At 60.7% G+C, this 19,883-nt stretch carries 18 protein-coding genes; 5 read left to right on the top strand and 13 right to left on the bottom strand.

Annotated features, from left to right (window positions below; translation table 11 throughout):
- Position 1: 1 nt before the first annotated feature.
- The 9 genes from BM062_RS03865 to epsL form a co-directional block, all read right to left on the bottom strand.
- Positions 2 to 1,123, bottom strand: coding sequence for a glycosyltransferase family 4 protein (locus BM062_RS03865; protein ID WP_092393390.1), 1,122 nt, complete (start codon positions 1,121 to 1,123; stop codon positions 2 to 4).
- The gene (locus BM062_RS03860) at positions 1,113 to 2,408 is read right to left on the bottom strand and encodes a polysaccharide polymerase (RefSeq protein ID WP_092393387.1); all 1,296 of its coding nucleotides are present in this window, start codon (positions 2,406 to 2,408) and stop codon (positions 1,113 to 1,115) included. Before BM062_RS03860 ends, BM062_RS03865 begins: the two co-directional genes overlap by 11 nt.
- Positions 2,409 to 2,425: 17 nt before the next feature.
- Complete coding sequence (gene epsG, locus BM062_RS03855; RefSeq protein WP_092393384.1) at positions 2,426 to 3,310, bottom strand: chain length determinant protein tyrosine kinase EpsG; 885 nt, start codon at positions 3,308 to 3,310, stop codon at positions 2,426 to 2,428.
- A 27-nt stretch (positions 3,311 to 3,337) separates the two neighbouring features.
- Positions 3,338 to 4,729: a chain length determinant protein EpsF gene (gene epsF, locus BM062_RS03850; RefSeq protein WP_092393381.1), complete on the bottom strand. Its 1,392-nt coding sequence runs from the start codon at positions 4,727 to 4,729 to the stop codon at positions 3,338 to 3,340.
- Between the two features lie 43 nt (positions 4,730 to 4,772).
- Positions 4,773 to 5,564, bottom strand: a complete 792-nt coding sequence (gene epsE / locus BM062_RS03845; protein WP_254784903.1) for a polysaccharide export protein EpsE — start codon at positions 5,562 to 5,564, stop codon at positions 4,773 to 4,775.
- Positions 5,565 to 5,619: 55 nt separating this feature from the next.
- On the bottom strand, positions 5,620 to 6,525 hold the full coding sequence (locus BM062_RS03840; protein ID WP_175500871.1) for an EpsD family peptidyl-prolyl cis-trans isomerase: 906 nt from the start codon (positions 6,523 to 6,525) through the stop codon (positions 5,620 to 5,622).
- A 151-nt stretch (positions 6,526 to 6,676) separates the two neighbouring features.
- Positions 6,677 to 7,195: a hypothetical protein gene (locus BM062_RS03835; RefSeq protein WP_139219986.1), complete on the bottom strand. Its 519-nt coding sequence runs from the start codon at positions 7,193 to 7,195 to the stop codon at positions 6,677 to 6,679.
- A gap of 90 nt (positions 7,196 to 7,285) precedes the next feature.
- A complete protein-coding gene (locus BM062_RS03830) occupies positions 7,286 to 8,668 on the bottom strand; it encodes an undecaprenyl-phosphate glucose phosphotransferase (protein ID WP_092393370.1) in 1,383 nt (460 codons plus the stop codon).
- A 9-nt stretch (positions 8,669 to 8,677) separates the two neighbouring features.
- Entirely contained in the window at positions 8,678 to 9,961 is a 1,284-nt protein-coding gene (gene epsL, locus BM062_RS03825; RefSeq protein WP_254784893.1) for an XrtB/PEP-CTERM-associated polysaccharide biosynthesis outer membrane protein EpsL, read from the bottom strand.
- Positions 9,962 to 9,995: 34 nt separating this feature from the next.
- Here epsL and BM062_RS03820 point away from each other — a divergent pair, with 34 nt between their 5' ends.
- From BM062_RS03820 to BM062_RS03800, 5 genes are all read left to right on the top strand, one after another.
- Positions 9,996 to 10,451 (top strand): hypothetical protein, encoded by a 456-nt coding sequence (locus tag BM062_RS03820; RefSeq protein ID WP_139219985.1) that lies wholly within the window; start codon positions 9,996 to 9,998, stop codon positions 10,449 to 10,451.
- Between the two features lie 564 nt (positions 10,452 to 11,015).
- On the top strand, positions 11,016 to 11,729 hold the full coding sequence (locus tag BM062_RS03815; RefSeq protein WP_092393364.1) for a phosphatase PAP2 family protein: 714 nt from the start codon (positions 11,016 to 11,018) through the stop codon (positions 11,727 to 11,729).
- A 103-nt stretch (positions 11,730 to 11,832) separates the two neighbouring features.
- Positions 11,833 to 12,816, top strand: a complete 984-nt coding sequence (locus tag BM062_RS03810) for a bifunctional helix-turn-helix transcriptional regulator/GNAT family N-acetyltransferase (protein ID WP_092393361.1) — start codon at positions 11,833 to 11,835, stop codon at positions 12,814 to 12,816.
- A 294-nt stretch (positions 12,817 to 13,110) separates the two neighbouring features.
- Entirely contained in the window at positions 13,111 to 13,662 is a 552-nt protein-coding gene (locus tag BM062_RS03805; RefSeq protein WP_092393358.1) for an NADPH-dependent FMN reductase, read from the top strand.
- A 243-nt stretch (positions 13,663 to 13,905) separates the two neighbouring features.
- Positions 13,906 to 15,264 carry a cation:proton antiporter gene (locus BM062_RS03800; protein ID WP_254784892.1) on the top strand — a complete coding sequence of 453 codons (1,359 nt, stop codon included), beginning with the start codon at positions 13,906 to 13,908 and terminating at the stop codon, positions 15,262 to 15,264.
- A gap of 1 nt (position 15,265) precedes the next feature.
- Here BM062_RS03800 and BM062_RS03795 read toward each other — a convergent pair whose 3' ends face one another.
- The 4 genes from BM062_RS03795 to BM062_RS03780 form a co-directional block, all read right to left on the bottom strand.
- A complete protein-coding gene (locus BM062_RS03795; RefSeq protein ID WP_092393355.1) occupies positions 15,266 to 16,639 on the bottom strand; it encodes an LLM class flavin-dependent oxidoreductase in 1,374 nt (457 codons plus the stop codon).
- Positions 16,640 to 16,647: 8 nt separating this feature from the next.
- Entirely contained in the window at positions 16,648 to 17,856 is a 1,209-nt protein-coding gene (locus BM062_RS03790; RefSeq protein WP_092393352.1) for an SfnB family sulfur acquisition oxidoreductase, read from the bottom strand.
- A gap of 4 nt (positions 17,857 to 17,860) precedes the next feature.
- Positions 17,861 to 19,105, bottom strand: coding sequence for an SfnB family sulfur acquisition oxidoreductase (locus BM062_RS03785; RefSeq protein ID WP_092393349.1), 1,245 nt, complete (start codon positions 19,103 to 19,105; stop codon positions 17,861 to 17,863).
- A 291-nt stretch (positions 19,106 to 19,396) separates the two neighbouring features.
- The gene (locus BM062_RS03780; protein ID WP_038487829.1) at positions 19,397 to 19,735 is read right to left on the bottom strand and encodes a P-II family nitrogen regulator; all 339 of its coding nucleotides are present in this window, start codon (positions 19,733 to 19,735) and stop codon (positions 19,397 to 19,399) included.
- Between the last annotated feature and the right edge of the window lie 148 nt (positions 19,736 to 19,883).

Below are 19,883 nucleotides of genomic sequence, written 5' to 3'. Positions count from 1 at the left end.
CTCAACGCACCAGCTCCTTGTATACATCGATATATTTTTCCGCGATGCGCCGCCAGTCGTAACGCTCCACGAACTGCTGCATCTGCGCGCGCCGCTGTGCATAATCAGCCTGCATTTCTTGATGCAGCATCAGCAGGCTCGCTATGTTCTGTTCCTCGGTCGGCGCCGACAGCAGCAGCCCTGCTCCCGATTGTTCAAGCAGGTTGCGGAATGGCGGGATGTCGCTCAAGACCGGCGTCAAGCCGGCGCTCATCGCTTCAATCGGGGCGATGCCGAAACCTTCATGGCGCGACAGGCAGATGAAGTAGCTGGATTGCGCAATCAGCGCCGCCAGCTCCTGGTCGGAAGGATTGGCCACGATCTGCACCGCATCCGCCAGCTGTTGCTGGCTTGCCCATGCGCGCAGTTCCTCGGCGCTATGGTCATATTCGCGACCGGCGATGATCAGCTTCCATCCCGGCTGGCGCCGCGCAAGCTGCTGGAACAAGGCCAGCGTTTCGAGCAAGCCTTTATTGATCGACCAGCGGCCGAAATAGATCAAGGTCCGGGTCGGCGCGAGCGCCGACTGGCCGCTGTATTTCTCGACGTTGACGCCGTTTTCAATCACCGCCAGCTTGGGCGGCTTGACGATGCCGGCAAACATGTCGCCGTCGTTGTCGCTGGTGGCGATGATCTTGTCGTAGGCCATGGACGAGGCGCGCGTGACCGTGTTGAAATAGACTTTCTTCAGCCCCGACGCGAACCTGGTGTGGAAAAAGCCGCCATGGGTCGACGCCACCAGCGGCCGCCGGTGCAAGGGACGGGTCAGCGCCAGGTAATCGAAAAAGAAATCGATGCCGTGCACATGGATGACATCGGCGTCCGCCACATGCTCCAGCACGCTTGGACAGAGCGGATACCGGCTGCTGCCGCGGAACGGCAGGCGCACCACGGCGACGCCGTTGACCATGGCTTCGGCGCCGAGGAATTCGGCCGAGTTCCTGAACAGGCGGTTGAGCGTAACCACCTTCGGCAGCTGGCCATGATGCTCGCGCTGCTGCCTGGCGATATTCTGCACCACGTCTTCCATGCCGCCGATCGAAGGGGAATACTGGCGCACGATGTGCGTGACTTTAATAGGCATTGTTTTGCTCCTTTGTTTTAGGCGATGGCCGTGCTGCGGCACCGGCAGGCGCCGGATCGGCCGCCTTGCCCGCGGCGCACCCGACCAGGAACCAGAGGATGCCGGCGGTTTTCAGCGCGAACAGCGAAGTGCCGCTGACACACAGGATCAGCGAGATATACAGCGTGATATAGATACGGAAGCGGTTGCCCCGCTCGTCTTCCATTTTCAGCATCCATAACGGCACCCATAGCAGGACACACAGCGGCAGGCCGAGCCGCGTCAGCAACGATGGGTATCCCATGTCGCCGAAATTGGTGTTGTAGCCGTCGAGACCCACCAGCATGCCGATATTCAGGTCCAGCAGCGTGCGGCCGCTGACGTACAGCCGGCCAAGGAAACTGTCGCTGTACCTGCCGTCGAAGAACGCCCCGATCAGCAGCAGCATCAGCGCGCTCAGCAACGGCAGCACGATCGGCCAGGCGTTGCCGCTCTTGCCCAGCGGCGAACAGCGCAGCACGATCAGTGCGGCGACCGTGATCATGCCGTAGCGCGAATCGCTCATGACAATCATGAGGGCGGCGGCCAGCAGGAAGAAAATGGTGTCCTTGAACTCCTCGCGCCGCTTCGACAAGCCCCAGGCCGCAATGATCACCGCAAAATTGCCGAGCGAAACCGGCTCCAGGAATATCGACGATATGCGGTGGCTGCCAAGCAGCGCCGGCAGGATGGTGCGCCCTATCCCTTCGGGCCGGATGCCGTTCAGGCCGAGCACGCTGTCTTTTGCCCAGTTGGAGCCGGCGGCCAGTCCGCCCTGGTTAACGTAATAGGAAAAGATGTTGAAGATGCGCGAATAAATATCGAGGAAAAACCATTCGAGGAAACCGAAAGCCAGCACCAGCAGCACCGCCAGCTTGAGCAGGCGGTCGGCATACCTGGCGTCGCCGATCTGGCGCCCGATCCCGTAGAACAGGATGGGAATCATCACATCCCGGAATCCTTTCGGGTCCAGCTGGTTGCGCATGATCGCCAGCAGGAACAGGTAAGCGGCAGCCAGCGCCGCGACGGCGACCAGTTCCAGCCGGATGTTCTTGCTCAGCACCACCATGCATAACAGGTAGATGACAAATTCCGAAAACATCACGCCCGCGGTGGATATGGCATGGACGTTGGTATGCACCGCACACAAGACTGCCTGGTACAGCAGCGCGGCCATGAGTATCCAGGACGTCATCCGTTCCGCCGGGACGGATACGCCGGCCGAACGCGGAAAAATGAAATCCCTGATGTTTGCGAAACTCTGCATGCGATCGATGTCCTTTATCAGAAACTCACCAGCACCGAACCGACCACTTCCGTACCGCTGCGGCGCAGCTGGTCGCTGAAAGCGGTGAGGTCAGCCACCCGGGTGTGGTCTTTGCGCACCACCAGCAGCACACCGCCGGCGCGGGCCGCGATGGTGAGGACGTCAGCCGCGCTGGAGCAGGCCGGGGTGTCGTACAGGATGACGTCGAAGCGGCTGCGCAAAGTCTGGTTCAAGGCGTTGAAGCTGGAACGGTTGATCAGTTCCTGCGGATTGGGCACCGGCGAACCCGCCGGCAACAGCGACAGGTCTGCGAACGATTCGGCAACGGCGAGAGGCTCCAGGCCGGCGCGCCCGGCCAGCACATCGGCCAGCCCGTGCCCGGCAGCCAGGTTGAATATCCGCTGCTGGCGCGGATTGCGCAGGTTGGCGTCCACCAGCAGGGTTTGCAAGCCCAGCTGCGAAAATACGATGGCCAGGTTGGCAGTCATCAGGCTGGTGCCGTCGCCGGCGTTCACGCTGGCGATGGCGAGCGTCTTGCGCGAGGCGGTAAACCAGCGCAGCATCAGCTGGCTGCGCACCGAGCGCAGCATTTCGACTTCCGCGCTGAAGGGCTGATAGGCGGCGACCAGCGCCGCCGGGTAATTTCCCTGGTTTTCCTGGTAAGGATAGTCAAACTGCCGCGACAGCACCTGCTGGATATCCAGCTCGCTGACCAGGCCCAGCCGCTGCGCCGCTTCGCCGAAACGCAAGCCCTGCTCCTGCTGCAGGCGCCGCACGCGTTCCGCCTGCTCCTGCGTAAGCTTGCCTTGCTCGACCAGCATACGGCCGATGTTACTGTCCTTGCGCGGCGCCGAGTCGCTATAAAACGTGTCGCTGAAAAGAGGACTGACCGGTTTGTTCATGTTGTTTCACCTTTCCGGTTGGCGCGATCATCGCGATAAAAACAGATGGGGGAATGCAAGCCTGCGCGCCGGCTTCTGCCACACGATGGTGCCCAGCATCGGCGCATCCAGCACGCTGATGAGGTCATTGCCGGTCCTGATGCGCCGGTTCGCCAGCTCGGCCAGCACTGCCAAGGCCAGCCCCAGCATGCTGCCGAACAGCAGCGACAGCACCATGTTGAGCGGGATATTCGGGCTGAACGGGCGGGCCGGCACCGTGGCCGGACTCAGCACGGAGACGTCGGACTGGTTCGACCGGCCTTCCAGTTCGGTCTGGTTCAGGCGCTGGGCGGCGGCATCGTAAGCGTGCTGCGCGCTTTCGACATCCTTGGCCAGCACCGACAGTTCGTCGCGGGCGCGGTTGAGCTGCAGCACCTTGGCGGTCTGCGCCGTCAGCGCGGCGCGGATTTCGCCTGCGCGCTGGCGTTGGATGCGAGCGTTGTTGGCGGCGCCGGCATTGGTGGCGCTGATGCTGCTGTTGAGTTCAGAGCGCAGCTGGTCGACTTCCGCCTTGGCGGCCTGGTACTGCGGGTGGTTGCGGTCCAGGTTCTGCGACAGCAAGGCGAATTTCCCTTCTGCCGCCGCCAGCGACGCTTTCAGGTTCTGCACCAGCACGTTCGAAATCACGTCCGGCGAATCACGGCCGCCGCTGCCCATCGCCTGGCTGCCGCGCGACGAAGCTTCTGCTCCCTGTCCTTGCGCCAGCACCAGCTGGCTGGAGAGTTCGTTGAGGCGCGTGGTCTCGACATCCACGCGGCTGTCGGCGCTGACCAGGCCGTGTTCCTGCTGGTAGCGCGACATTTTTTCCTGGGCTTGCTCAAGTTCGGCGCGCAAGGCCGTGGTCTGCTGGGTGAAATATTTGGACGCCTGCCGTAAAGGCTCGACCTTGATCTGCAGGTTGAGCTGCTGGTAAGCCGCCGCGATGCCGTTCGCCGCCTGCGCCGTGAATGCCGGATCGCTGCCTTTGGCGGTGATTTCTATCATGCTGCTTTCGCGCGAAGGCGCCACATCCACCATCTTTTGCAAGGAATCCGCCAGCCACTCGCGGATCGAGCCCTTGCCGTTCGTCGCTTGCCGGAAACGCTGCCGGGTGACCGGATTGTCGGCCAGCCCCAGCATGTCGACCGCCTTCAGCGCCACTCCTCTGCTGCCGACGAGATCGACCTGGGTAGCGATGTAGCCGGACACCAGCTGCGCCGGCAGCACCTGGCCGGACACCGGATCCGTACCCTTGTAATTGAGCAGCAGCGTGGTCGAGGTGCGATAAATCCTGGGCAAGTTGAAAGTGACCGCGGCGGTAGCCGCCACCGCAATCACCAAGGTCAGCAGGATCACCCCGTAGCGCGCGCGCAGGATGCTCAGAAGCTGTGGGAAAGTCATGGAAGCTCCTCTCTAGTGCGGCAGGTAAATGGCGGCACTTGGTTCAAAACAGGCTCTCTTTCACATACACGACGTCGTCCGTCTGCAATATCTCGTCGCGATTGGCGTCTATCATCACGGAATTGCCATGGCTGTCGCGGCGCTTGATGCGCACTCCGCGTTCGGTGCCGCGCGGCGTCAGTCCGCCGCCTATCGACAGGGCCTGAGCTATGGTCATGTTGCGTTCCAGCCGGTAGCCGCCGGGATGCTGCACTTCGCCGTAGATATAGAACTTGGGAGCACGGTCGACGTAGATCATGTCGCCGTTGACCAGGTCGAGGTTCGATTTCATGTCCGCGGCCTGGATCATGTCCTGCAGGTTGACCACCTGCTTGCTGCTCTTGCCGTTGCGGGTGCGGATCACCACGGCGGTATCGCCGCCTTCCGGGCCGACGCCGCCGGCCATCGCCAGCATGTCGGTCACGCTGCGCTTGCCGGCGATCGGGTAGCGGCCCGGATGCAGCACCTGGCCGAGCACCGACACCTGCTGGCTCTGCAGTTCAGTGACTGTGACATTGACCTCCGCCTTGCGCAGGAAACCGCCGCCGGTCAGCATGTCGGAGATTTTTTTCTCCGCTTCCGCAGTCGACAGACCGCCGATGCTGACCGCGCCTATCAGCGGAAACGTAATGTTGCCGGCGTCGCCGACCTTGGTTTCAAGGCTCAGGTCCGGGTTGCCGAACACCGAGATCTTCAAGCTGTCGCCGGCGCCGATCGGCGTATCGGCCGCACTGGCGGAATTGCTGGCGAAGGCCAGCAAAAGCAGCAGCAGTACACATGCATAGATTCGTCTCATCATGATGGCCACCTCATTCATTTATTATTCCTTCCGGTCAGCAATTCCAGGTTGTTCATTCGAGTCCCGCCACGCCAGACATCTCGATGCTCTTGCGCACCACAGGCTGCTGCTTGCCGGGCGGCGTCGCCACGACCGGCGAACCTTTGCTGTCGATGCTGTCAGCGGGTTTCTTCACGTATTCGAGCTTGGCGGTCGAGCGCAAGCGAGTGATTTCCGAAATGGCTATTTCCTGCATTTTCTTGTTCATCAGGTAGCGCTCGATCTGCGGCGCCGCGGCGTCGGGCGTGACCGGGCTATCCCTGAGTTCGGTCAGCGCGCACAATAAATCGCGCTCCCCGTCCTTCATGACAAACAGATGGTTCCGGCCCAGCCTCTGCAGCCGGCTGCCGACTTCCGGCGGCAAGTCGGCGCTGCTGTAGGAGTAATGCCTTTGCACATGCGCGACCTTGTTTTGCCGGAGCCATGCAGCCACCTGGCTCAGCGATCTCGACGAATCCATCATGGCCTTCAGCGGCGCGCTGAAATCCGGGTCGGCGATGATCAGCTGTTCGACTTCAAACACCTTGCGATGTGCAAACATCTCTGGATGGGCCTGGAAATAGCTGTCAATTTCGGCCTTGCCAGGCTGTTCCTGGTCTCCGCTCCTGGATTCAAGATAAGCCTGCACGACGGCCTGGGTCTTGAAGCGTTCGATAATCTGTATCAATGCCGGATCGCGGTCGATCTTGTTGCGCAAGGCTTCATCCAGCAGCAGCTGGCGGTCGATCAGCGCTTCCATGGCTTGCTCGCGCGTGGCTTGCCGCGGCGCGGCGCTGTCGTCCTGCAGCCTGCCTGCATACTGCAGCTCAGCCTCAAGCTGCGGCGCAGTGATCTCTTCGCCGTTGATCCTGGCCACTACCTGGCCGTTTTTCTTTTTCTGATCGTCGCAGGCGGTTAAATTCATTACGGTAAGCAGCATCAAGATGCCTATTCCTTTCGCGCCAAACATGTTGTTGATGAGAGACCTGCGGCCGATACGTTCAGAGCACATCAAATTCCGACTCCTGTTGACAAAACAATTCCTATGGTCGCCGCCGCGGCCAGCATTCCGGCATGGCCGCGGCGCGCGATCAGGCGGCATGCTGCCCGCCCAGCCGCGACGCCGAACCGAACCCGATCGAGGTGCGCATGGGGCGGCGGCGGATCTGGTACAGCAGGAGGCTGAGCGCGATCAACAGCATCGCCCAGCGCGCAGGTTTCTGCGGTTGCTTTGCCTTGAAGTCCTTCAGGAAATAAAACAGCAGGTCGTCCGAGGCCTTCATGCCGGTCGCCATTTTCCTCGGCGCCTGCACCTGCTCCTGCCTGGGGCTGTTCGAAAAGGCTACGGGCACGAGCCCTGCGGCGGGCCAGGCGCGGCCGGTCCGTGCAGCGAAAATGTCCGGCTGCGCCGCTGCCACGGGCCGCACCGTTTCCATCTCTGCAATCGCAGAAGCGGAAGCGGCAGCTTCGGTTTCCTGATGGTAGCCATACACCGCCGACGCGCTTCCCGCTGCCGGCTGGCCGTCCAGCTGGAACACCGGCGCAGCCGCCATGCCGGGGCCGCAATAGGCGGCCAGCAGCAGGCTCATCGAAAATACAATTCCTCGCATGATTTTCTCCTGGAAAAATACATCGCATTTCTTGGACTGTCCGATTCGGACAAACAGAAAAAAATCTCCTCCATGCCTACCTGCGTTTATTTAGTAAGCGTTATCTTTCTTCAGCACTTCTTTAACGGTGCGCACGATGATCCACAGGTCCAGCGCCAGCGACCAGTTGCGCAGGTATTCCAGGTCGAACTCGATGCGCGACCGCATTTTGTCCAGCGTGTCGGTTTCTCCGCGGTAGCCGTTGACCTGCGCCCAGCCCGTGATGCCTGGTTTCACCTTGTGCCGCAGCATGTAGCCCTTGATCAGCTTGCGATACATTTCGTTGTGGGCCACTGCATGCGGACGCGGTCCGACGATGCTCATGCGGCCTTGCAGCACGTTGAAGAACTGCGGCAATTCATCCAGCGACGTACGCCGCAGGAAGCCGCCGAATCGTGTCACGCGGGCATCGTTCTTTTTTGCCTGGTCCACTACCGCGCCGTCTTCGGCGACCGTCATCGAACGGAATTTATAGACAACGATTTCTTCTCCGTTCAGGCCGTAGCGGCGCTGCGCGAAAATGATCCGCCCTGGCGATGAAAGCTTTACGCCGATCGCGATGGCGAGCATGACCGGCAGCAGCATGATCTGGATCAGCAGCGCCAGGACGATGTCGCTGCCACGCTTGAGGACGCCGCGCAAACCGATGAAAGGCGTCTCGCAAATGCCGATCACGGGAATCCCTGCGATATGGTCGAGCCGTGCCTGTATCAGGCCGAAGGTATAGATGTCCGGCACGAAATAGACGGACGCCGTGGTGTCGCGCAATTCCTCCATCAGCGCCAGCACCCGCGGCTGGGCCGACATCGGCAGGCAGATGAAGATGGTGCGGATCTTGTTGGCCCGCACATAAGGTCCGACATCTGCGATGGCGCCAAGATGCGGGCAATCCATGCCCGCCGGCCGGACGGCCTGGTCGCGGTCGTCGAAATATCCGCGCATGTCGATGCCGGCATTGCTGCCGGAAGACAGGCATTTGAGAACATCGTCGATCGGATTGTTGGAGCCGACGATGATCGCCGACCGCAGCTTCAGTTCTTTGCCGAAATGGAAGGCCAGCATATACGCCGTCAGGCGGCTCGCCAGCAGCGCAAAAGGCGCCAGCGCAAACCAGGCCAGGATCACGCGGTCCGAGAATTCGTAGCGCAACCCGGTTCCCTGGCCTATCAGGATCAGGATGATGACGGTGATTGCCCAGCCCATGAAGATATCGCCGGCATAGGCCAGCTGCTTGCCGATATGCAGGGTGCGGTAGAGGTCGATCTGTTCGTAGACGTAGGAAGAAATGAAGAAGGCGATAATCATCAGCACCAGGTAGTCGCCGGTAAATATTTCATCCTGGGTCAGGACGATCAGGTACAGCGACCCGAGGATGATGAGCGGATCAAGCAGGCGCTTGAAAAATGAAACCAGCGGAATGTCGTTCTCGGTCATGTCCTGCCTCTAGAAAGCATAGCGCGTGTTAAGCGTCACGCCGTTGCTGACAAAACCGCCCGGCCCGTTCTTCAGGGTTTGCGTGCTGCGGATGCCCGACAGCTGGACGCGCCAGCGTTGCGTCGGGTTGTAGACCACGCTCAGCGCGGTATCGCGCAATACGTCGTTTTGATTGAGAGAACCGAGGGTGCCGGTGCCGGACGAGGGACCGAAATCCCGTTTCTGGTATTTGACCTGCGCCACCAGCTTGATTTTTTCCGAATACTGCCAGGCGGAAGCCAGGCTGGCGCCCCGGTTCAGGGAATAGACGGTGGACAGGTCATCCACCGCGCCGATCTCGCGCCAGCCGGACACGGTGACGCCGATTTTCCCGGTCGGCGACCAGTCTGCGGAGAGGCGGGAATTGACGCCGCCGAAATTCCTGATCGCAGCCGCATCCTGTTTCCTGCTGACCCAGCCGCCCAGGAAATGCAGCTGCGTCTTGCCGCTGAGCAGCCAGTCGATCTTGGCCTTGACCTCATCCTGGTTATAGCCGTTAAACACCAGCAAGCCGTTGTCCTGTTCGGGATTCGGAAAATCGGCGTGCGTATGGCGCAGCTGCACGCCGAACGTGCTGCCGCTGGCGGCCAGGTAATCCAGTCCCACTTCGGTCTGGTTGCGCGTATTGTCGAGCGGCTGCTGCGACGCCAGGTCGTATTTCAGCTTGGTGTAGGTCAGCCCGCCACGTACGCGCCAGCTCGGATGGAACAGCCAGGAGCCGTCGGCATAGACGTTTTCCTGGGTACGGATGTTTCGTTCCAGCAAGTGGAAATCGATGAAAGGCGTCAGCCCCTGCGAATAATCGGCGCCGATGTTTCCTTCGAAATGATCGCCAGCATGCCAGTTCCAGTTCGCCGCCAGATTCTTGTCGTAGTGGTCGAGCTGGCCGAAACGGTTGTAATCCACTTTGGCCGCGCTCAGGTTCGCCGTCAGGTGCTGGCGGCTGAGCGTCTTGTCCACCGCCAGCCCGAACAGGTAGCGCTGCGTGGTATCGGACAGTCCGCTGCCTATCCCCATCGCCTGCGCCGCTGCGGAGTTCTGCAGCCTCAGCGGGTTGCTGTCGTGGCCGATGCTGTAGCCGACATAGGGCGTAATCGCATCTGCAGGCGGCTGGATGATGTCGGCCGGCGGCATGATGTCGGTAGGCACCAGGTCGGCAGCAACGGCCTGCGCTGCCGCGCAGGAGCATATCGGGATCAGGATGATAATCTTCCACGGCACCTGGTACGGCTCGGTTTTTGAACGCCTGTTCATTACATACCTCTCTGACGCAACGGCTGCGTCGCACATGTATCGATCCAAGCCGGCTGGAAATTTTTATGTTTTTACCGGGCAAGTGGCGCGGCAGGATGGACCGCTTATGGATCGATTCGCTTTCTTGAAAAACCTGCAAGCGATCAAATATCGGATCTTTCGAAAAGACCGTCCCCTGCCCTCGTCGCGGGCGGAGTTCCGATCTGGCTTTGAGTGCGCTAAAACTGTGCGGCAGGCAACAATGCCTGCCGCATCCGAGCTGCTAACGGCTGCTGCGTATCGAATGAAATATGAGCGGGTGGAAAGAAAAACAGGAAATGCCGGACATGCGCACATCGATTTTCAAGGAGCGATCCTGCCCATCCATGGCACAGGAAGCAGCTTCAAAGTGATTGGTGTCATCACAGAGAGATTGAGATGTTTTCAGCATGTTATTCCCCTTAACGAGATGCGTATCGGCCGACTGCAGCCAGTACTGGAATCTGAATAAAGTTGAAACCAAAGGTCGGTTTCTTACGGTCTGAGAACGCCAGAATTCGGTCTGTATTTCTGGAAAAGTTGCACTGCGAACGCATGTTGCAGGACAACATAATGACCTTGATGCGAGAGCCTTAGTTCATTCCTGAAACGATTTGTTACATGTTTCCGAAAGTCAGTTCTCACGTTGACAACAACTCCGTTGACTGTTTGAAAATACAGATCAACATTAAATTTCCAATTCAACAAATATCTTTGTTGATCCTTTGCAAGCCAATAAACATAAGGCTTCTACAAGGTTTCACATTATTCTTCGTGAATCTTCATGCACTCATCTTAGGACGTAAAAATAAATTTTCCAACCGCGACTTGTGCAGCTACGAGTACTTGGACAGTCATCCATCGGCACAGGTTTCATCTAAAAAAAATTATTGTGCGAGGCAGCAAATTCATCAAAAGAAATTTCTTTACATGAACGGCGACTGCGGATTAAATCAGATCGCCTTGATAAATGCTATAAATCGTATGTCCATTAAAAAAACTCTTTTTCCATAACCTCGCGAAAGGAAAAATAAAAATGTGGATCAACTCTGTGGATCTTGCGGTGATGCATTGGCTGTCCCAATTCACCGCCATGTCGGCCCCCTTCAACCAGATCGTCCATTACATCTCCGGCTCCAACCTGTTCAAGGGTTTGCCCATCATCGGCATGCTCTGGTATTTCTGGTTCAGGGATGCGGATCCTAAATCGGACACCAGGCGCATCATCGTCGGCACATTGATCGGCTGCGTGGTTGCGGTGCTGATCGCCAGGATCGCGAACAATATCGGTCCCTATCAGCCGCGTCCTTTTGCCAACGCCGTGCTGGCATACCATGAGTTCATCGGCTTGCCTGTGCCTGAGAGCCAGGCCTTGTATATATGGAGCTCTTTTCCGAGCGACCACGCTACTTTGTTCTTCAGCCTGGCCACCGGCATTTTCCTTATTTCAAGACGCGCCGGCTGCCTGCTCTATCTCTATGTGCTGGTGTTCATCGCCCTGCCCAGGGTATACCTCGGCCTGCACTATCCGAGCGACATCGTGGCAGGCGCAATACTGGGAATAGCGTGCGTCGCATTGGCGGTTCGCGGCAGCGCAAGGAAACTGTACGAAGCGCGCAGCATGGCGCTGCTAGCCAGATACCCCGCGCTTTTTCAGACTGCGCTGTTCATCGCCAGCACTGAAATAGGCGTATTGTTCGGCGACGTGCGGCTGCTCGTGGAGGGGATAGTGAAGTACTTTCCCAGGTAAGCACGACAGGCGCGGCATGACTGATATTCGACCTTGATAAAGTTGCGCAACGCAAGTATATTGGTTGCGAAACGCAACCTTATGCAACTTTATCGAGGACGCCATGAGCTATTTCAATTTTCCGACGAAACCGAAAGAACACACGATCCTCGAACTGCGTGAATTTTCCCGGAAACTGGTGCGCGAACTGGGTTTCATGCGGCCTTCCTTGGCGGAGAGCGATCTTGCGCCGTCGGCGGTGCACGCCATCATCGAAATCGGCCTGGTGCCAGGGATCCAGGCGCGCAACCTGGCTAGCGTGCTGCGCCTGGACAAGTCGAATACCAGCAGGCAGGTTGCAAAACTTGAGGCGTCAGGATTGATCATGCGCGAGAGCGCAGACGACGACGGCCGCTCTTTCAGGCTCCACCTGACCGCCGCGGGCCAGAAACTGCGCAAGAAAATCGACCGCTTTGCCAGCGAACAGGTATCCAGCGCTTTGCGGCAACTGGCGCCTGCCGACCAGCAAACACTGGTCCGCTCGCTTGGGCTTTACGCGGATGCGCTGGCGCTGAATAACGCCGGCGAGACGCCACAGCCAGCCAGGTCGATCGACGAACAAATCGTGCAAGGCTACCAGCCCGGATGCATAGGCGATGTGGCAAGCCTGCATGCGCGCTTCTATTCGCAGACATCGGGCTTCGGCGTGTTCTTCGAAAGACGGGTGGCCACGGAACTGGCCGAATTCGCCCAGGCCCTGCCCGCCGACGGCAAAGCACTCTGGCTCTATGTCGAAAACGGCAGGACGCTAGGTTCGATTGCGATAGACGGCGACACGGCCGGCGGCATTGCGCACCTGCGCTGGTTCATTGTCGACGACGCATTGCGCGGCGCCGGCGTCGGACGCCGCCTGCTTTCGCTTGCCATGGATTTTGTCGACCAGCGCTTTAACGAAACATGCTTGTGGACCTTCAAGGGCCTGGACGCGGCGCGCCATCTATACGAATCGGCAGGCTTCAAGCTGGCCGATGAAGCCGAAGGATCACAGTGGGGAACCGTGGTTGTCGAACAGCGGTTTAGCCGCCGCTCGGCGAAAAAAAGGCGCTGACAGCATACCGCCCGTCATTCTGCGCTCGATGCAATGCCGGCTCAGAATCAAGAGCAGCACCGGGCAATGCTTGAAAGACGCGGAGCAGCCCTACGTCTTTTGTCGTAAGATGCCGATACGGTACCGAATACTCCCTCCCCGGCCTGCACGCCGAACAACAAGAGGAGCCGCCATGCTTCAGGCGCCAGGTTCGATACCGCACTGACGTCGCCGTGTGCTCCATGCAAGACTGGCGCTTCCCGTAAAACGGCGATGTCTGCAGGGAAAACACCCCTTCCTTTCATGGAGATCCTCATGAGCCAATACCAGATCGCAGTCGTCGTCGGCAGCCTTCGCCGCGATTCGTTCAACCGCAAGCTGGCGACCGCCATAGCAAAACTGGCGCCGTCCGAATTCGTATTCAAGCAAGTCCAGATCGGCGACCTGCCGCTCTACAACCAGGACGACGACGCCAACCAGGCGGAAGCTGTCAAGCGTCTGAAAGCCGAGATCAAGGGAGCCCAGGGCTTGCTGTTCGTCACGGCTGAATACAACCGCTCGATCCCCGGCGTGCTCAAGAACGCCATCGACCATGCATCCCGTCCTTATGGCCAGAGCGCCTGGGCCGGCAAGCCTGCCGGCGTCATCGGCGTATCGCTCGGCGCCGTCGGCACCGCCCTGTCGCAACAGCATTTGCGCAATGTCCTCGCCTACCTGGATGTGCCGACACTGGGCCAGCCCGAAGCGTTCGTCCAGGCCAAGGACGGCTTGTTCGACGCAGCCGGCGATATCGGCGCAGACAGCAAACCTTTCCTGCAAGGCTGGATGGACAACTACGTTTCCTGGGTCAAGAAACACAACAGCTGAACAAGTCTTCGCTCTCGCCGCCGCCCATGCTGCTCACGCAAAGGTGCGGCGGCTGCCCGGCGTGCTCCATGCATTTGCCGGCGCGACAATTCCTTTCAATACAACAAACTGAACGATCCTCCACAGCGGCGCCGTGGCCGGTGGAAAGAACAGACAATCCACTTCCCTCCCCATTCTGTTGGTTAGCGTACAGATCAAGCCGCGTCAGCTCCCCATACTGAGCGCTCTGGCGGCGGTTAATTCATGCGAGGAGGTCTTGCCATCGATCAATCAATCATCTGGTACCTGATCGTCGGCGCGCTGCTGTTGTCCATGGGCTTGATGGCGTCATTGCTGGATCGCCTGCCGGTCAGCCCGGCGATGTTCTACCTGCCTGTCGGCTACATCCTGGGGCCGGCGGTGAGCGGCCTGATCAATGTCGCGCCGGACCAGCACGCCGAATTGCTGGCCACGCTGGCCAAGCTGGCATTGCTGCTGTCCCTGTTCACTGTCGGCCTGAAGCTGCGCATGCCGTTCCGCGACCGCATCTGGCGGCTGCCGCTGCGGCTGGGCGTGCTGGCGATGCTGGTCACGATTCCGCTGGTGGCGCTGGCCGGCATGTTCGTGTTCGGCCTGCCGCTGGGCGCCGCCATACTGCTCGGCGGCATCCTGGCGCCGACCGACCCGGTGCTGGCCTCCGACGTCCAGATCAAGCATGTCAGCGACCGCGACCGCATCCGCTATAGCCTGACCGGCGAAGGCGGCCTCAACGACGGCACCGCGTTTCCATTCGTCATGCTGGGCTTGTCCTTGCTGGGCGTGCCCCTGGCTGCCGCTTATACCAATGACTATGCAATGCTGCACGTCGCCTGGGGCGTGGTCGCCGGGCTGGTCGGCGGCTGGCTCTCCGGCTGGCTGCTGGGACGCCTGGTGGTCGGCTTGCGGCGGCGGTTCCGGCTAGCGCTGGGAATGGAAGAATTCCTTGGCATCGGCCTGATTGCGCTTTCCTATGGCGCAACGGAGGCGATCCATGGCATCGGCTTCCTGGCGGTGTTCGCCGCCGGCCTGGCGATGCGGCGCATCGAGTCGACCAACAGCGGCCTGCAGGGAGTCGATCCCAATCAGGCCCCGGCCGTGGCGCATGTGCCCCATGCGGGCGACAAGGAAGAGGTAGCGACCCATCCGGCCAAGGCTTCCGCCTACATGACGGAAACGGTGCTCGGCTTTAACATGCAGCTGGAACAGTTTGCCGAATTCCTGATGGTGACCCTGACCGGCATCCTGCTGTCGCACATCGGCTTTTCCGCTGCGGGAGCGCTGCTTGCGTTATTGCTGTTTTTTATCATCCGGCCGCTCTCGGTGGCGCTGGCGCTGACAGGCGCCAGCGTCACGCCCTTGCAGCGGCGCCTGCTGGCATGGTTCGGCATCAAGGGCATCGGCTCCCTGTACTACCTGATGTTCGCGCTGCAATATCCGTGGACCGCGCCCAATGGCTACCGTTCGCCGGCGCTGGCGCCGCATGTCAGCTCCATGGTGTTGACGGTGGTGGCGATGTCGATCGTCATGCACGGCATTTCCTCGACGCCGCTGATGGATATGTACCAGCGCCGCCGCCGGCGCTAAATCATGTCCGCACCACTTGCCGGTAGCCGGCGGCCGGGTGCCTGCCGGGCAAGGTCGGCTGCCCGGCCTCGAACAGTTTTTCGCGCAGGGTCCCTGGCTCGTAGTCCAGCTTGTAAGAACCGCGCGCCTGCAGCTCGGGAATCACCAGGTTGACGAAATCTTCAAAACTCTCCGGCGCTACCGTGCGCGTCAGGTTGAAGCCGTCGATATCGGTATCCCTTATCCACGCCTCCAGCTGGTCCGCAACCTGCTGCGGCGAACCGACGATGGTCACGTAACGGCCGCCCAGCGCCAGCTGGTCCAGCAGCTTGCGCACAGTCCAGCCGGCGTCGGCCGCCGTCACCGCCTTGGCGGAAGACTGGATCGCATTGCTGCTGGCCGGCTTGATGGCTTCGTCTATGCCGTACTTGGAAAAATCGAAACCGGTGCCGCTGGCAAAATGCGCCAGGCCGGCTTCCGGGTTGGCGTAGCGGCAGTATTCGGCATATTTTTCCCGTGCTTCGGCGGCGGTCGGCGCAACGATCACGGAAATGCCCATGAAGATTTTCAGGTCATGCCGGTAACGGCCGGCCAGTTGCGCCTGGTCGCGCAAATCGCTGACCAGCTTGCGCGTCGCCTCCGGTTTCTGGCTGGAGATGAACACACACTCCGCATGGGCTGCGGCGAACTGCTGGCCGCGGTCCGAAGCGCCGGCCTGGTACAGCACCGGCGTGCGCTGCGGCGAGGGTTCGCTCAAGTGATAGCCGTCTACCTGGTAATGCTGGCCGCGATGCGCGATCCTGTGCACCTTGGCCGGATCCGCATACACCCGGCGCTGGCGGTCGCGCAGCACGGCGCCGTCCTCCCAGCTGCCCTCCCACAATTTGTATAGCACCTGCATGAATTCTTCGGCGCGCTCGTAGCGCGCATCGTGCTCCGGCTGTTCGCTCAGGCCCATGGCGCGTGCGGCGCTGTCGAGGTAGCCGGTGACGATATTCCAGCCGATCCTGCCGCGCGTCAGGTGGTCCAGGGTCGACATGCGGCGCGCGAACAGGTACGGCGCTTCGTAAGTCAGGTTGACGGTGACGCCGAAACCGAGATGCCTGGTCACCGCAGCCATCGCCGACACCAGCAGCAGCGGATCGTTGACCGGCAGCTGTATCGATTCGCGCAAGGTCAGGTCAGCCGAGCCTTGGTAGACGTCGTAGACGCCGACGATGTCGGCCAGGAACAAGCCGTCGAACTTGCCGCGCTCCAGCAGCTGGGCCTGCTCGGTCCAGTATGCGATGCTGGTGTAGTCGCTGGAACGGTCGCGCGGATGGGTCCACAGGCCATGGTTGATATGCCCGACGCAGTTCATGTTGAACGCGTTGAGGCGGATTTGTTTCTTCGGCATGCTGTGGCTTAGATGGCGCCGTGGCGCGGTGGATTTTTATGGTTCAGGTAATAGTTGCCGACGGCATGGTATTTCCAGCGCACCGGATCGTGCAGCGTGTGGGTGCGCGCATTGCGCCAGTGCCGGTCGAGATTGTGTTCGGACAAAGTCGCCTGGGCGCCGGCCAGCTCGAACAGCTTGCTGCCGGCGGCCAGCGATATTTCCGTGGTCAGGACCCGTGCTTCGGCGACCGCGATCGAGGCGGCGGCGACGCTGTCGGCGTCCGGCGCTGCAGCGGCGCGGTCCACGGCCTCTCCGGCCAGTTCAAGCAGCGCTTCGGCGCCGGCCAGGCGCACCGCAAGGTCGCCAAACTCGCGCACGGTCAAAGGATCGTCTATCGCACGTTCGACCTTGCTGTCGATCCAGGCCCGCGAACGGGTGCGCACGAAAATGGCCGCATCGTGCAGCGCCGCCCGGGCGATGCCGACGTCGATCGCCGCATGCAGCAGTTGCGCCACCGGCCCGAGCGAGGTCGGACGTTCAAAAGCGCTCTGGAACGGCAGCACCTCCTCCGCCTCGACCCGGACATTGTCCAGCACCACCGAACCGCTGCCGGTAGTGCGCTGGCCGAAACCGGACCAGTCGTCGATCACGTTGACGCCGGCGGCGCCGCGTTTGACGATCGCCAGCTGCTGCACGCCGTCGTCGTCGATCACCGACACCGGGATGCGGTGCGCATACAGCGCGCCGGTCGCATAGAATTTGCGGCCGTTGATGCGGAAACCGTCGCCATCCTTGCCCAGGCGGGTGCGCCGTTCCTGCGAAGTGCGGGTGCCGAGTTCTGCCAGCGCATTGCCGAAACGTTCGCCTGCCAGGATCCGTTCAAAATAAAAACGCTTTTGCGTTTCGCTGCCGTTCACGCGCAGGATCTCGACCGCATAAAAATGATTTTGCGGAATCTGTCCGAGCGAGCCGTCAGCCGCGGCAATGGTGGCGATCACTTCCGCCAGCGTGGCGAACGAAACGCCGGCGCCGCCGTAGGCGCGCGGCACCGAAATCCCCCACAGGCCGGAGCGGGAGAACTGTTCCAGTTCGTGCAGCGGCAACTGGCGCTGGCGGTCGCGCTGGCTGGCTTCCTTGACGAACGAGGCCGCCAGCGCGCGCGCCGCGGCGAGCGCCTGGATATCGTCGAGGATGCGCACCACCGGGCCTTCGGCGGATTTGATAGAAGTAGTCATGGTCTCAGTTCCAGGAGTGGCGCGCAGGCGCGATGCCGTTCAGCAGGTAGTTGCCGATGGCGTGCAGCTTCCAGCGCACCGGATCGTGCAAGGTGTGGGTGCGCGCATTGCGCCAGTGCCGGTCCAGGTTATGTTCAGCCAGGGTGGCGGCGGAACCGGCCAGCTCGAACAGCTTTTCGCTGGCGTGCAAAGCGATCTCGGTCGTCAGTACCTTGGCCTTGGCGACAGCAATCGAGGCGCGCGCCGACGCTTCGGCATCGATCGTCACCGCGGCGACCTGGTCAAGCAGGCCGGCGGCTTTCGCCAGCAGCGCGTTGGCCGCATGCAGGCGGATCTTCAGGTCGCCGATATCGCGGATGACATAGGGATCGTCGCTGGCGCGCTCCACCCCGCTGTCGGCCCAGGGGCGGGAGCGGGTGCGCACGAAATGGATGGCGTCGTCGACCGCGGCTTCGGCAATGCCGGCGTCGATCGCCGCCTGGATCAGCTGCGAGACCGGACCTTGTATGCCGGCCTGCTCGGCTTGCCTATGCAGCGGCAATACGTTTTCAACCGCCACCGGCAGGTTATCCAGCAGCACCGTGCCGCTGGCGGTGGTGCGCTGGCCGAAGCCGGACCAGTCGTCGACGATGGTCAGGCCGGGCGTGCCGCGCCTGACGAATACCAGCACCACGCGCCCTTGTTCGTCGAGCGCCTTGACCGGCACCCAGTGCGCAAACAAGGCGCCGGTGGAATAGAATTTCTTGCCGTTCAGGCGATAACCGTTAGGCGTTTCCAGCAACCGTGCTTTCATCTCCAGGATGTTCTTGGTGCCGCGTTCCGGCCCGGCGTTGCCGATCCGCTGGCCGGCCAGCACGTCGGCGTAGATGCGCGTTTTCTGCGCGGCGTCGGCGCTTTGCGCGACCACGCCGAGGATGCCGAAATGGTTTTGCGGGATCTGTCCCAATGCCGGGTCGGCTGAGCACAGCACGCGGAACACTTCGGCCAGCGTACGGTAGGAAACCTCGGCGCCGCCGAATGCGCGCGGCACGCTGATGCCGCCCAGGCCGCTGGCTGAGAATTTTTCGATTTCCGCCCACGGCAAACGCCGTTCGCGGTCACGCTCGCTGGCGCCGCTGCGGAACTCGGCGGCCAATGCGCGCGCGATGTCCAACGCTTCCTGGTCGCTGCCGATGCGATGCGCCGGAAGGACCCGGGGTAACAGGTCGGCCTGGTTTTCTTCAATTGCGATTGTCGCGGTAGACGACATGGATCACCTCTTCTGTGGCGCTACACTACAACGCAACTCGTGATTGCGTCGTGTTGCGGAAGAGGAAACGATAGCTTGCGGGTGCAAGCTGCGTCCAATAAGAAAAACGTACGAGAGTATGCGAAAAACGTTTTACCGGTTTTCACAAGCTGCGGCCTGGATCTGGCGGCAATGACGGAAATGGCTGGGTGAGCCTGGAGCCGCGGTCAGTCATCCATTACATCGAAGGACCGCGGCCAAGATAGAGAATGGCGGAAAGGGAAGGCAGTAACGATTGCTACGCCGGAAGCATCAGACTGCGTCGGGGCCGGTTTCACCAGTGCGGATGCGGATTACCTGCTCGATATTGCGCACGAAGATCTTGCCGTCGCCGATCTTGCCGGTGCGCGCGGCCTTGATGATGGCGTCCACTGCGCGTTCGGTAAGGGCATCGTCGATCACCAGTTCGACTTTCACCTTGGGCAGGAAATCGACCACGTATTCGGCGCCGCGGTACAGCTCGGTATGGCCTTTCTGGCGGCCGAAGCCTTTTACTTCAGTCACGGTCAGGCCGGTGACGCCAACTTCGGCGAGGGCTTCACGCACCTCGTCCAGCTTGAAGGGTTTGATAACGGCGGTAATTTGCTTCATGACAACTCCTTTAGGCATTAAAACATAAATCTTTGCAGCGAACGCATCCCAGGCGGGACGCGTCCAGTTGAAGCGCAAGCTAGAAGAGTATATGAAAAACCCGGTTTGTCTATACGCCCAAATCAATAAGTGTATTTAAAACACAGTG

The organism is Collimonas sp. OK412 (assembly GCF_900112135.1).
In the GTDB taxonomy this organism is placed as follows: domain Bacteria; phylum Pseudomonadota; class Gammaproteobacteria; order Burkholderiales; family Burkholderiaceae_D; genus Collimonas; species Collimonas rhizosphaerae.
Note: the sequence above shows the minus strand (reverse complement) of the source record. Positions and strands in the feature narration are given on the sequence as shown.